Origin of the sequence: Klebsiella sp. 28, from assembly GCF_018223905.1 — a bacterium.
Taxonomy (GTDB): Bacteria; Pseudomonadota; Gammaproteobacteria; order Enterobacterales; family Enterobacteriaceae; genus Klebsiella; species Klebsiella pneumoniae.
The window spans coordinates 1-13,123 of the sequence record NZ_JAGRQY010000087.1; the positions used below are offsets into that span (position 1 = coordinate 1).

Below are 13,123 nucleotides of genomic sequence, written 5' to 3' on the forward strand. Positions count from 1 at the left end.
CGATCGCCCGGCCCACCGCCACGCGCTGCGCCTGGCCGCCGGAGAGCTGGCGCGGCAGGCGATCGAGCAGTTCTTCCAGTTCGAGAATTTTCGCCGCTTCTTCCACCTGTCTGTCGATTTGCGCCTTCGGCAGCTTGCTTAGCTTGAGGCCAAAGGCGAGGTTTTCGCGCACCGTCATATGCGGATAGAGGGCGTAGTTCTGGAACACCATCGCGATGCCACGGGATTTAGGCGCCAGGTTGTTGACGATTTTGTCCCCAATCCGCACCTCGCCGCCGCTGATGGTCTCCAGACCCGCCAGCATGCGCAGGGTGGTCGATTTGGCGCAGCCGGAGGGGCCGACGATCACCATAAATTCGCCATCGGCAATCTTCAGGTCGATACCATGCACCGCTTTAAACCCGTTGGAGTAGACTTTTTCCAGTTTGTTGAAAATCACTTCAGCCATGATATTTCCCTCTTAACCTTTGATTCCGCTGCTGGTCACGCCCTGCACGAAGTAGCGTTGAGCCAGGAAGAAGACAATGATGGACGGCAGAATGGAGATGCTCGCCATTGCCAGAATTTCGTTCCACGGCGCGCCTTCCGTGACGTCGATAGACATTTTTAGCGCCAGCGCGATGGGATACTTATCGACGCTGTAGACGTAGATCAGCGGACCGATAAAGTCGTTCATCGACCACATAAACTGGAACAGCGCCACCGAGATAATGGCCGGCTTGAGGATCGGCACCACCACATACCACAGCACCTGGATGGAGTTGCAGCCGTCGATCTGCGCCGCCTCTTCCATATCGCGCGGCACGCCGCGCAGAAACTGGATCAGCATGAAGACGAAGAATCCCTGGGTGGCGAAGGCCAGCGGCAAGTACAGCGGCAGATAGCTGTTCAGCATCCCCATTTCGCGGAACATCAGGTACTGCGGGATCAGCAGGACGGTGCTCGGCAGCAACATGGTGGTGATAAGCGTTGCGAACCAGAACTTCTTCCACGGGATCTCAAAGCGTGCGAAGCCGTACGCCACGATGGTGGAGGAAATGATCGTTAACACCACTTTCGGGATCACATACTTAAAGGTGTTCAGCATATAGTGGCCGAAATGGTATTCGGTGCCGGTCTTCCAGCCGTTGATAAACCCGTCCCAGGTGGCGTGGGCAGGCCACAGCCCGAGGGTGGTGAAGATCTCATGGTTCGGCTTGAACGAGGCGGAGAACATCCACGCCAGCGGGTAGAGCATCAGCAGGCCGACGAATATCAGCACGACGTAGCGCACCACCCGGCTCACCTTTTCCCGGCGCAGCGTACGGGCGACCTCACGATCGGCGTCGCTCATCACCGGCGCCATCTGTTGAATATCAGCCATTTTTGCCTCCCTTATCGGCGGAGTAGAAGACCCAGTATTTCGATGACTTAAAGGCGATCGACGCAAAGACCGCCACGACGAGGAACAGCACCCACGCCAGCGCGGCGCCATAGCCCATGTCGAAGTACTTAAAGGCGGTATCGTAGATATAGAGTGAGAACAGGTAGGTGTAATAGGTCGGACCGCCGCCGGTTATCACGTACGGGCCGGTAAACTCCTGGAACGCCTGGGTGGTCTGCATAATAAAGTTGAAGAAAATCACCGGGGTGATCAGCGGCACGGTGACCTTCATGAACATCTGCCACTTTGAGGCGCCGTCAATCATTGCCGCCTCATACTGCGACTGCGGAACGTTCTGCAGCGCGGCGAGGAAGATGACCATCGCGGAGCCAAACTGCCAGACGCGCAGCAGGGTGACCGACATCAGCGCCAGGGAGGGTTCCCCCAGCCAGTTGATGGCATCGATGCCAAAGACGGCGAGAAAACTGTTCAGCAGGCCGTCAATGGCGAACAGGGCGCGCCACAGCACGGCAATCGCCACCGAGCTGCCGAGGATCGACGGGATGTAATAGGCGGTGCGGAAAAAGCCGATGCCGCGCAGTTTGAAATTGAGCACAAAAGCAATGCCGAGGGCGAAAGCCAGTTTTAAGGGGATGGTTAAAAAGACGTAGGCAAAGGTCACCCCCATCGATTTCCAGAACAGGCTATCCTCGGTCAACATATAGCGATAGTTTTCGATGCCGTTAAATACCGGCGGGCTCATCAAGTCGTACTCGGTAAAACTGAGAAAGAAAGATGAAACAAAGGGAAAAGCGGTAAAGACGATCAGCCCGATGATATAGGGCGATATCCATGCCAATCCCAGCAGCTTGTTTTCATTCATACATACCTACCTGGCTTACGAGTTGTAATACGGATCCGGTGACGCCGCGCTGTCGGCCTTTTACGCCTGACAACGCAAAAATGTCTGAACGCTTCCTCTGCTTAACATGTCCTTGTTAATTAATGGGTTATTCTTTAACTGGTCTAGCAGGTAAGGGCTGACAGCCCCTTTTTTTATGCTGAACTGTTTTTTATAAAACACCGTTTTAATTTCATTTTATTGCGATTTGTTTCTGCGTCATGCAGATCAGGATGGAAATGTGATCAAAGTCGAAACGATGTTTCAAAAAGGTGAGGTGGTAAGCATTTTGGCCGTAAAGGGCGCCTGAAAGGAATGAAAAATTAGGCTTAACTGAGCGGGAAATATAATTACCAGGATAATGATTGTGGCAGCATCTTTTTATTGAAGGGCACCGGGCAGTAACCGGGGACGGCGATCGCCCCCGTTATGGATTAGCCTTCAAGAAAATCTTCGCGAATGGGAGTAAAGGTATCGAGCAGCGTGCCGGGCTGCAGGCAGACGCAGCCGTGCATAATCCCCGGCCGCTTATACAACGTATCGCCGGCGCTGACGACGCGCGTCTCCTCGCCGATGGTGAACTCGAACTCGCCGGAAAGCACATAGGTGAGCTGTTCGTGAGGATGGTTATGCATCGGGCCGACGGCACCGGCGGCAAAATTCACCTCCACGGCCATCATTTTGCCGTCGTGGGCCAGAATGCGGCGGGTTACGCCATTGCCGAGGTCTTCAAGGGTGGTGTCTTTATGAAAAATAAACATCTGGCGATCCTGTTGTTAAAGTGAAACATTGTTTCATTTAACTTATCCCACTCTTCATGAAAAAGAAATACGCGGCCAGAGAAGTGGAAAGTTGATCACAAGTTTGCTTCACTGGCAGAAACGACATAAGGAGCAGAAGATGAAAACCATTGGCCTGTTAGGCGGCATGAGCTGGGAGTCCACGATCCCCTATTATCGGTTGATCAATGAGGGCGTTAAGGCGCGACTGGGCGGCCTGCACTCTGCCAGCCTGGTGCTGCACAGCGTCGATTTTCACGACATCGAAGCCTGCCAGTCCGCCGGCGACTGGGATCGCGCCGGAGAGATCCTTGCTGAGGCCGCGGTCGGGCTGCAGCAGGCGGGGGCCGAAGGCATTGTCCTGTGCACCAACACCATGCATAAAGTCGCAGATGCCATCGCCGCCCGCTGCCAGGTTCCCTTCCTGCATATTGCCGATGCCACCGGACGGGCGATTGCCGCCAAAGGTCAGCGCCGGGTCGCGCTGCTGGGCACCCGCTATACCATGGAGCAGACCTTTTACCGCGGTCGTCTGCAGGAGCAGTTTGCCATCGAGACGCTGATCCCTGAGGCTGACGATCGGGCGCAGATCAATCAGATCATCTTCGACGAACTTTGTCTCGGCACCTTCAGCGAGGCGTCGCGGGATTATTATCTGCAGACGATCGCCGCCCTGGCGGAGCAGGGGGCGGAAGGGGTTATTTTCGGCTGTACGGAGATTGGCCTGCTGGTGCCTGCCGAGCTCAGCCCGCTGCCGGTCTTTGACACCGCGGCGATCCACGCGGAAGACGCGGTCAACTTTATGCTCTCTGCAGGACCGACGCCAGCGGCGTGAGGATCTGCGGCAGACTCTGCTGCAGGTGGGCAACAAAGGCGTCGACCAGCGCCGAGCGCGGGCGGTGGAGGGGGCGGATCAGGCTGACGGTAAACGGCACCTCGACGCTGAAGCGGCGCACCACCACGCCGCTATCGGCATAGTCCAGGGCGGTTAACGGATTCACCACCGAGATCCCGGCGCCGGCGCGCACCATGGCGCAGATCGAGGCCGCGCTGTGGGTTTCGACCACCATCCGCCGTTTAACCTGATGCTCAAGGAACAGGGCGTCGAGCAGCTGGCGATAGCTGTCGGTGCGCGACAGGCTGATGTAGTTTTCGCCCTGAAAATCGGCGGGGGTCAGCGTCGCCTGCGCCGCCAGCGGATGGCCGGCGGGCAGCACGCAGACTTCATTCAGCGTCAGCAGCGGGGTGCGTTCGGTGCCCGCGGGGGTATGCAGGGTCTCCGTCAGGCCAAGGTCATGGCGCTGGGCGGAGAGCCACTCCTCCAGCAGCGGCGACTCCTGGGGGACGATCTGCAGGCTGACCTCCGGGTAGCGAGCGAGAAACGGCGGCAACAGCAGCGGCAGAAAGGACTGGGAAAACACCGGCAGACAGGCGATCGACAGCTCGCCCTGGCGGAACTCGCGCAGGCTCTCGGCGGCGCTGACGATACGGTCCAGGCCATACCAGGAGCGCTGAACCTCCTCAAACAAACGCAGGCCCTGCACCGTCGGCTGCAGGCGACCGCGGGTCCGCTCAAACAGCTGCAGGCCGAGCACCTTCTCAAAGCGCGCCAGCTCGCGGCTGACCGTGGGTTGCGAGGTGTGCAGCATCCGCGCCGCTTCGGTCAGGTTGCCGGTGGTCATCACCGCGTGAAAGATTTCGATATGACGCAAATTGACGGCTGGCATGCGGTCTCCGTGAGGCTCAGCTGGAACCATATCATTTTTGCATAGAGTCGCGATAAAACGATATTTTTTATTCGTCTGTCACTGTGGCGTAATCGAAAAAAAACAGCGACCAACACACGCACTGCACCGGAGTTCTTATGCCACACTCGCTTTACGCCACCGATACTGACCTGACCGCAGACAACCTGCTGCGCCTGCCCGCGGAATTTGGCTGTCCGGTCTGGGTCTATGATGCGCAGATTATTCGCCGCCAGATTGCCCAGCTCAGCCAGTTCGACGTGGTGCGTTTTGCGCAAAAAGCCTGCTCTAACATTCATATTCTGCGTCTGATGCGTGAGCAGGGGGTGAAGGTGGACTCGGTGTCGCTGGGGGAGATCGAGCGGGCGCTGGCGGCAGGCTACGATCCGCAGCAGAATCCAGAGGATATCGTCTTTACCGCCGATCTGATCGACGACGCCACCCTCGATCGGGTGAAGGCGTTACAGATCCCGGTGAACGCCGGCTCGATCGACATGCTGAGCCAGCTGGGCGAGGTGTCGCCGGGCCATCGCGTCTGGCTGCGCGTCAACCCGGGATTTGGTCACGGCCACAGCCAGAAAACCAATACCGGCGGTGAGAATAGCAAGCATGGCATCTGGTACAGCCACCTGCCGGCGGCGCTGGAAGTGATGCGTCGCTATCAGCTGCAGCTGGTCGGGATCCATATGCATATCGGCTCTGGCGTTGACTATGGTCACCTGGAGCAGGTGTGCGGCGCGATGGTGCGCCAGGTCGTCGACTTTGGCCAGGATCTGCAGGCCATCTCCGCCGGCGGCGGTCTGTCGATTCCTTACCGCGAAGGTGAAGAGGCCATCGACACCGCCCACTATTATGGCCTGTGGAACCGCGCCCGGGAGCAGATCGCGGCCCATCTGGGGCACCCGGTGAAACTGGAGATTGAGCCAGGACGCTTCCTGGTGGCCGAGTCCGGCGTGCTGGTGTCGCAGGTGCGCAGCGTGAAAGAGATGGGCAGCCGTCACTTCGTGCTGATTGACGCCGGCTTTAACGACCTGATGCGCCCGGCAATGTACGGTAGCTATCACCATATCACCGCTCTGGCGGCGGATGGCCGGGATCTCAGCGCCGCGCCGCAGGTCGAAACCGTGGTGGCCGGGCCGCTGTGCGAATCCGGGGATGTCTTTACCCAGCAGGAGGGGGGCAAAGTCGAGACCCGCCTGCTGCCGGCGGTGGCGCCTGGGGATTATCTGGTGCTCCATGACACCGGCGCCTACGGGGCTTCGATGTCATCCAACTATAACAGCCGTCCGCTGCTGCCGGAGGTGCTGTTTGATGGCGGCAAGGCGCGACTGATCCGCCGTCGCCAGACCATCCAGGAGCTGCTGGCCTTAGAGCTTATTTAAAAAAAGGTCCCGTCGTCACCGACTCGCGAAGCACCAGCGTGCCGGTAAACGGCGGGATCGTTTCTATCGGCTGCTGATTGGCAAGCTTGATCGCCTGGTCGATAGCCGTAGTGATCATGTTGTCGATGGGCAGATAAACCGTCGACAGCCCCGGCTCCAGCCATTTCGCGCTTGGCGCATCGTCGAAGCCAAACAGCGACACATCCTGTGGAATACGCAGCCCCGCCTGATGCAGCGCCTTTGACGCCCCCAGCGCCATATCATCGTTACAGGAAAACAGCGCGCTGAAGCGGGCTTTCTCGTCCAGCAGTTCCCGGCACAGTTCGTAGCCGCGGGTCATCGTCGAGTCCCCATACTTCACCCGGCTCGGATCCCACTCAATACCATGTTTTATCAGCGCGTTGCGGTAGCCCTGCAGGCGAGCCTGGCCGGTAGGGGTATGCATCGGGACGGTGATGCAGGCGATATCGCGGTGGCCCTGGGTAATCAGATACTCCACGGCCTGGAAGGCGGCTTCCTGCTGTTCGAAGAACACGCAGCGTTCGCGGGCCTGCGCCACATCGCGGTTAATCACCACCAGCGGCATGGCGATCGAGTTAATCAGCGACATGATCGCCTTCTCGCTCATGTGCCGGGTATAGAGGATGATCGCATCGCACTGCCGGTCGGCGAGCATCTGCACCGCTTCCTCTTCGCGCTCCGGCGTATCATGGCCGTCGGTGACGATAAGCTGCTTTCCCCAGGCTTCGGTCTGGCGTGACGCCTGCTGCAGCAGACGGCCAAAGTAGAAGCCGTCAAAGGTGGAGACGACCAGCCCGATACTATTGCTGGTCTGATTGGCCAGCGAACGGGCAAGGAAATTGGGCCGGTAGCCCAGCTCTTCCATCGCTTTAAAGACCTGTTGGCGGGTGCTCTCTTTCACCTGACCTGTGCCGTTCAACACGCGGGAAACCGTCGCTTTCGAGACGCCTGCGCGAATTGAGACATCCAGCATTGTAGCCATTCATCGATTCCTGATTTCACGTGGTAAAGCGCAGTTTATCACAGACCGAAAAGGGACATATCGACGGGGCGGGGCGGAAAAACCATCGCGATCACGCTTTTGGCAGGAACTGACGAGCCGACAGACTCTGGTATGCCAATGTCGATTTTATTGGATATTTGGGATACCACTGTGCGCGTTGCGAGCGCTGTCACAGAACTATTTTTGCCTGGCGACTATGTTTTGGTATGCCAAAAGTCTCTGGCTGTTCACCTGGCCGCAATAAGCCCTTTACACTGAGGTACTCTTTTATGGCATTACAGGACAAACTGATCGACGCGCTGGGGCGTTTCGCGACGACATTCAACAGCTATCGCTACATTATGGCGATCAAATCGGCGTTTATTACCCTGATGCCGGTGATCATCGTCGGGGCCTTTTCGGTGCTGATCTCCAATATGGTGCTGGATCCGAAGAATGGGCTCGCCAGCTTTTCCTCGCTCTCCTTTCTTGCGGCGCTGAAGCCGATCACCAGCGCGCTTAACTACGCTACGCTCAACTTCCTCAATATCGGCGCCGTGTTTCTGATCGGTATTGAGCTGGGGCGGATCAACGGCATCAAAAGCCTGTTTCCCGGCCTGTTGGCGGTGATCTGCTTTATCTGCGTCACGCCGACCACGGTGGAGATGATGGTCGATGGCCAGATGCACGTGGTGAAAGATGTCCTGCTGCGCCAGTTTTCCGATACCCGCAGTCTGTTCCTTGGGATGTTCATCGCCATTCTGTCAGTGGAGATTTACTGCTGGCTGGAAGGGCGCAAGGGACTGAAGATCAAAATGCCGGATACCGTGCCGCCGAACGTCTCTGCCTCTTTTTCCGCGCTGATCCCGGCGATCATCACCACCACCGCGATCGCCACCTTTGGTTTTCTCTTTCACCAGCTGACGGGAATGTATCTCTACGATGCGGTCTACCAGGTGGTGCAGCAGCCGCTGGAGCGGGTGGTGCAGAGCCTGCCGGGGATCCTGCTGCTGATGTTCGTCGCCCAGCTGTTCTGGGTGATCGGCATTCACGGCAACCAGATGATCAAGCCGATCCGCGAGCCGCTGCTGCTGGGAGCGATCACCGTCAATATGAGCGCTTTTGAGCAGGGGAAAGAGGTACCGAACATCATCACGATGCCCTTCTGGGATGTCTACATGAGCATCGGCGGCTCGGGGCTGACCATCGGCCTGCTGATTGCGGTGATGATCGCCACCAGGCGCAAAGAGATGAAAGAGATCGCCAAGCTGTCGATAGGCCCGGGGCTGTTCAATATTAACGAGCCGGTGATCTTCGGGATGCCGATCATGCTCAACCCGATCCTCGCCATCCCGTTTATCATCACCCCGCTGGTGACCGGCAGCATCGGCTATTTCGCCACCCTGACCGGCTTCGCCGGCAAGGCGGTGGTGATGGTCCCCTGGACCACACCGCCGCTGATCAACGCCTGGCTCTCCACCGCCGGCTCGATGGGGGCGGTGGTGACCCAGCTTATCTGCATCGTCGTCGCGGTGCTTATCTATCTGCCTTTCGTCAAAATCGCCTCCCGCCGTGCCGATGCCGCGCAGCGTCAGGTAGACAATCAACAAACCGCCAACCCTGTCTGAGGAGCCTATGACTACCGTACGGATGACCATTCCCGATGATTTTATCCTTGGCGCGGCGGCTTCCGCCTGGCAGACCGAAGGCTGGAGCGGGAAAAAACCAGGGCAGGACTCCTGGCCCGATCTCTGGTACAAAAACGATCGCCACGTCTGGCATAACGGCTATGGCCCGGCGGTGGCCACCGATTTTATCAACCGCTTTCAGGAAGATGTGCAGCTGATGAAGCTGGCCGGGCTGACCCACTACCGCACCTCAATCAACTGGTCGCGCTTTCTGACCGACTATGAAAACGTCACGGTGGATGAGGAGTATGCGGCCTATTACGACCAGCTGTTCGATGCGCTACTGGCCAACGGCATCACGCCGATGATCTGCCTTGAGCATTATGAATTGCCCGGCTATCTGCTGGAAAAGTATGGCGGCTGGGGGTCGAAAACGGTGGTTGAGCTGTTTGTACGCTACGCGGAGAAGGTGTTTGCCCGCTACCACCCGAAGGTAACGCGCTGGTTTACCTTTAATGAGCCAATTGTGGTGCAGACCCGGGTCTATCTGGATGCTCTGCGCTGGCCCTATGAGCAGAACACCAGCACCTGGATGCAGTGGAACTATCATAAGGTGCTGGCGACCGCCAGCGTCGTGAAGCGGTTTCGCGAGCTCGGCTATCCCGGGACCGTCGGCTGCATCCTCAATCCGGAGGTGACCTACCCACGCTCACGCGCCCCCCATGACCTGCGCGCGGCGGAGATCTACGATCTGTTCTACAACCGCATGTTCCTCGACCCGCTGGTGCACGGCGTCTGGCCGCCGGAGCTTCTCGCGCTGCTTGAGCAGCATCAGGTGACGTGGGATACCAGCGAGGAGGATCTGGCGGTTATCCGCGAGCACACCGTCGATGAGCTGGGGATTAATCTTTACTACCCGCACCGGGTCAAAGCCCCGTCGCGGGCCTGGCATCCGCACACCCCGTTCCATCCGGCCTGGTATTATGAGCCGTTTGAGCTGCCCGGCCGGCGGATGAACGCCTCCCGCGGCTGGGAAATCTACCCGCAAATCATCTTTGATATGGCGATGCGGATAAAAAATGACTATCGCAACATCCCGTGGTTCGTGGCGGAGAGCGGGATGGGGGTGGAAAACGAAGGCCAGTTCCGTAACCGCGAAGGCGTCATCGATGACAGCTACCGCATTCGTTTTATCAGCGAACATCTGTGGCACACCCTGCGCGCCCGCGAGGCAGGGGCCAACTGCCAGGGCTATATGCTGTGGGCGTTTACCGACAACGTATCGCCGATGAACGCCTTTAAAAACCGCTACGGGCTTATCGAAATCGATCTGCAAAACCATCGCGCCCGGCGACCCAAAGCCTCGGCGCACTGGTTTCGTCAACTGGGCGAACGGCGTGAACTGGTGCTGGATATCGATGATGAATACCGCTAGCCGGGGGCAATATTTGCTAAGATAGCGGCGTATTTGACTCGCAGGCATGTAACGCACAGGTGATTTTGTGGAAAAAGCGATAGTTCCGCCGGAAAAGAAGCCCTATCAGGAGATTGGTGATGACCTGCGCGCCCAGATCGCGCAGGGGCGCTACCCGGTCGGGTCGCGTTTGCCGCCGGAACGCCATATTGCCGAAACCTATGGCGTCAGCCGGACCATCGTGCGCGAAGCGCTGCTGATGCTGGAGCTGCAGGGGACGGTGGATATTCGTCAGGGATCCGGGGTGTATGTCATGCGCATTCCTCACGAGAACGACAGCGAAGAGGAGCAGCTGCTCAGCAGCGACGTCGGCCCGTTTGAAATTCTCCAGGCGCGCCAGCTGCTGGAGAGCAACATCGCCGCCTTTGCCGCGAAAATGGCCACCCGCGCCGATATCGACAATCTGAAGCGGATTATTGAACAGGAGCAGCGGGCAATCGCTCTCAACGACACCGCGCAGGATAACGCTCGTCTGTTCCATCTGGTGCTCGCCGGGGCGACGCAGAACCAGATGCTGTTGGCGACGGTAGAGCGGATCTGGCTGCAGATGGACAGCAGCCCGCTGTGGCAGCAGTTCAATGTGCATATTGCCAGCCGCGCCTGGCGGCTGAAATGGCTCGGCGACCGGCAGACCCTGCTCGCCGCGCTGCGGCGTCGCGATGTGATGGGCGCCTGGCAGGCGATGTGGCAGCATCTGGAAAACGTCAAAAACAGCCTGCTGGAGCTGTCCGATGAGGACGCCCCCGACTTTGACGGCTATCTGTTCGACTCAGTGCCGATTTTTCAGGGGAAGCTGGTATGACGATCCTGCCGCTGTACGCTGCGCCGCAGTTCGCCCCGCAGGTGACCGACTGGTTGTGGCAGGCCTTTGGCGGCGAGACGCTGCCGCGGCAATTCTTCGCCAGCATCGTGCAGCATAGCCAGTCGGCGGAGGCGCTGCCGTTGACCTTTATTGCCGTGGAAGGCGAGCAGTTGCTCGGCACGATTGGCCTCTGGCGCTGCGATTTGATCAGCCGCCAGGATCTGTTTCCCTGGCTGGCGGCGCTGTACGTCGCGCCCGCCGCCCGCGGTCAGGGGCTGGCCGGAAAACTGCAGCGGCATGTGATCGATTATGCCCGCCGCGCGGGCTTTCGGGAGCTCTATCTCTACTCCGCCTGCCGGGATTTCTATGAACGCTTCGGCTGGCGCTACATCGGCGAGGGGCTGGATTACCCGGCCACCGCCGTGCACCTCTATCGCTATGACTTATCGCCTTCCTGCGGGGCGACCACCGAGTGACGACGGACCAGCGTCGGGCTGAACAGATGGGTGATCTCCGGCGCCGGCCGCTGCTCCGCCAGGGCTAAAGCCAGCTCGGCCGCCTGGGTCGCCATCGTGACGATCGGATAGCGGACGGTAGTCAACCGCGGGCGGACATAGCGCGAAATCAGGACATCGTCGAAGCCAATCAGCGAAATCTCCCGCGGAACGTCGATGCCGTTGTCATTCAGCACCCCCATCGCGCCGGCGGCCATCGAGTCGTTATAGCAGGCGACGGCGCTAAAGTGGCGGCCGCGGCCAAGCAGTTCGGTCATCGCCTGTTCGCCGCCGCTTTCATCCGGCTCGGCAAACGTGACCAGCCGGTCGTTGCACGGCAGGCCGCTCTCCTCCAGCGCCGCGTAGTACCCCTGCAGCCGATCTTCCGCATCGGAGATATCGTGGTTTGAGCACAGATAGCCGATACGCGTGTGCCCCTGCTGGATCAAATGGCGGGTCGCCAGCCAGGCGCCGTAGCGGTCGTCCAGCGCCACGCAGCGGGTTTCATATCCGGGCAGGATGCGGTTGATCAGCACCATGCCGGGGATCTGTTTCATTAACCCCGCCAGTTCCTCATCGGGGATCATTTTGGCGTGCACCACCAGCGCCGCGCAGCGATGGCGGATCAGCTGCTCTATCGCCTGGCGCTCCTTCTGCACGTTGTGGTAGCCATTGCCAATCAGCAAAAAATTGCCGGTGCGGTAGGCCACCTGTTCGACGGCTTTGACCATCGCGCCGAAGAAGGGGTCGGAGACATCGCCCACCACCAGGCCGACGGTTTCCGTTGACTGCTGGGCCAGCGCCCGGGCGTTCGCGTTGGGGTGATAGTTCAGGGTTTCCATCGCCGCGCCCACGGACTGACGCGAGGCTTCGCTGGCTTTGGGAGAGTTGTTGATGACGCGGGAGACGGTAGCGACGGAGACTCCTGCGAGTCGGGCTACATCCTTAATAGTCGCCATACCATGCCTTTTCTAGGGTAAGCGTTTACATACTGCTATGTTACGGGAAAGAGCGGCAGATTCAAGGCGCGGCGGCGAAGGAATGGCGCAAATGTGATTCAGCGCGGGCTTATCGGTGACCTGTTTACATTGACGCGATCGGTAATTGAAACCGGCGCAGGGAAATACAAACCTTTGCTTACACTTTGCGATGCGCTGTTGCGAATGTTCGCTGGTTTGTTCGCGGATCCGGTTGATATTCTGGCTATCCCAGAGGTATTGATAGGTGGAGTCAACGTCACGTTGACCACTTTACTTACACCAGCCTGCGCAGATGCGCAGGTTTTTTTTTGCCCGCTATCGGCGTTGTTACAGATAGCGAAAATCGTAATACCTCGTTGCACTTAGGCTCACTCCCTTGCGTTTTCCCGCTGGCCCGTTACGGCCAAAAAACGTGACAATCGAGATCCCAGAGGTATTGATAGGTGAGTTTCTCAGGTACGCTCTTCGTACTGAACGTCTTACACCGACCTGCGCGGATGCGCAGGTTTTTTTTATTCCGAAAATCCCCCCGCTGCACTGCTTTCCCATGCCTTCTCGTGTAACCTGCTTTG

13 protein-coding genes and 1 pseudogene are annotated in these 13,123 nt (G+C 58.6%); 7 read left to right on the forward strand and 7 right to left on the reverse strand.

Features of this window, described 5'->3' with window-relative positions; translation table 11 throughout:
* From KHQ28_RS15030 to KHQ28_RS15045, 4 genes are all read right to left on the reverse strand, one after another.
* Positions 1-448, reverse strand: a 448-nt coding sequence (locus KHQ28_RS15030) for an ABC transporter ATP-binding protein (protein ID WP_211777631.1), incomplete at its 3' end; no start/stop codon positions are given.
* Positions 449-460: 12 nt separating this feature from the next.
* Positions 461-1,363, reverse strand: coding sequence for a carbohydrate ABC transporter permease (locus KHQ28_RS15035; RefSeq protein WP_002915996.1), 903 nt, complete (start codon positions 1,361-1,363; stop codon positions 461-463).
* A complete protein-coding gene (locus KHQ28_RS15040; protein WP_002915995.1) occupies positions 1,356-2,246 on the reverse strand; it encodes a carbohydrate ABC transporter permease in 891 nt (296 codons plus the stop codon). The genes KHQ28_RS15035 and KHQ28_RS15040 overlap by 8 nt, the downstream gene beginning before the upstream one ends.
* A gap of 452 nt (positions 2,247-2,698) precedes the next feature.
* On the reverse strand, positions 2,699-3,025 hold the full coding sequence (locus KHQ28_RS15045) for a cupin domain-containing protein (protein ID WP_002915993.1): 327 nt from the start codon (positions 3,023-3,025) through the stop codon (positions 2,699-2,701).
* 139 nt (positions 3,026-3,164) lie between these two features.
* Between KHQ28_RS15045 and KHQ28_RS15050 the strand changes: the two genes are divergently transcribed.
* Complete coding sequence (locus tag KHQ28_RS15050; RefSeq protein ID WP_002915992.1) at positions 3,165-3,878, forward strand: aspartate/glutamate racemase; 714 nt, start codon at positions 3,165-3,167, stop codon at positions 3,876-3,878.
* Here the strand turns inward: KHQ28_RS15050 and KHQ28_RS15055 are convergent.
* On the reverse strand, positions 3,844-4,770 hold the full coding sequence (locus tag KHQ28_RS15055) for a LysR family transcriptional regulator (protein WP_002915991.1): 927 nt from the start codon (positions 4,768-4,770) through the stop codon (positions 3,844-3,846). The genes KHQ28_RS15050 and KHQ28_RS15055 overlap by 35 nt on opposite strands.
* Positions 4,771-4,907: 137 nt before the next feature.
* On the opposite strand from KHQ28_RS15055, the gene lysA reads away from it, so the two are divergent.
* A complete protein-coding gene (gene lysA, locus KHQ28_RS15060) occupies positions 4,908-6,170 on the forward strand; it encodes a diaminopimelate decarboxylase (RefSeq protein ID WP_004181191.1) in 1,263 nt (420 codons plus the stop codon).
* On the opposite strand, the gene KHQ28_RS15065 is transcribed toward lysA, so the two are convergent.
* Complete coding sequence (locus KHQ28_RS15065; protein WP_004229436.1) at positions 6,163-7,164, reverse strand: LacI family DNA-binding transcriptional regulator; 1,002 nt, start codon at positions 7,162-7,164, stop codon at positions 6,163-6,165. The genes lysA and KHQ28_RS15065 overlap by 8 nt on opposite strands.
* A gap of 299 nt (positions 7,165-7,463) precedes the next feature.
* Here KHQ28_RS15065 and KHQ28_RS15070 point away from each other — a divergent pair, with 299 nt between their 5' ends.
* The 4 genes from KHQ28_RS15070 to KHQ28_RS15085 all read left to right on the forward strand — a co-directional run bounded on the left by KHQ28_RS15070 (position 7,464) and on the right by KHQ28_RS15085 (position 11,553).
* Complete coding sequence (locus KHQ28_RS15070; protein WP_004174520.1) at positions 7,464-8,801, forward strand: PTS sugar transporter subunit IIC; 1,338 nt, start codon at positions 7,464-7,466, stop codon at positions 8,799-8,801.
* A gap of 7 nt (positions 8,802-8,808) precedes the next feature.
* Positions 8,809-10,236 (forward strand): glycoside hydrolase family 1 protein, encoded by a 1,428-nt coding sequence (locus KHQ28_RS15075; RefSeq protein WP_032418378.1) that lies wholly within the window; start codon positions 8,809-8,811, stop codon positions 10,234-10,236.
* Between the two features lie 67 nt (positions 10,237-10,303).
* Positions 10,304-11,077, forward strand: a complete 774-nt coding sequence (locus KHQ28_RS15080) for a GntR family transcriptional regulator (RefSeq protein ID WP_002915985.1) — start codon at positions 10,304-10,306, stop codon at positions 11,075-11,077.
* On the forward strand, positions 11,074-11,553 hold the full coding sequence (locus KHQ28_RS15085; protein ID WP_032418379.1) for a GNAT family N-acetyltransferase: 480 nt from the start codon (positions 11,074-11,076) through the stop codon (positions 11,551-11,553). The genes KHQ28_RS15080 and KHQ28_RS15085 overlap by 4 nt, the downstream gene beginning before the upstream one ends.
* Here the strand turns inward: KHQ28_RS15085 and galR are convergent.
* Entirely contained in the window at positions 11,514-12,530 is a 1,017-nt protein-coding gene (galR, locus tag KHQ28_RS15090) for an HTH-type transcriptional regulator GalR (RefSeq protein ID WP_002915981.1), read from the reverse strand. The genes KHQ28_RS15085 and galR overlap by 40 nt on opposite strands.
* Positions 12,531-12,623: 93 nt before the next feature.
* Here galR and KHQ28_RS15095 point away from each other — a divergent pair.
* Positions 12,624-12,888: pseudogene (locus KHQ28_RS15095) on the forward strand (hypothetical protein).
* Positions 12,889-13,123: the final 235 nt, after the last annotated feature.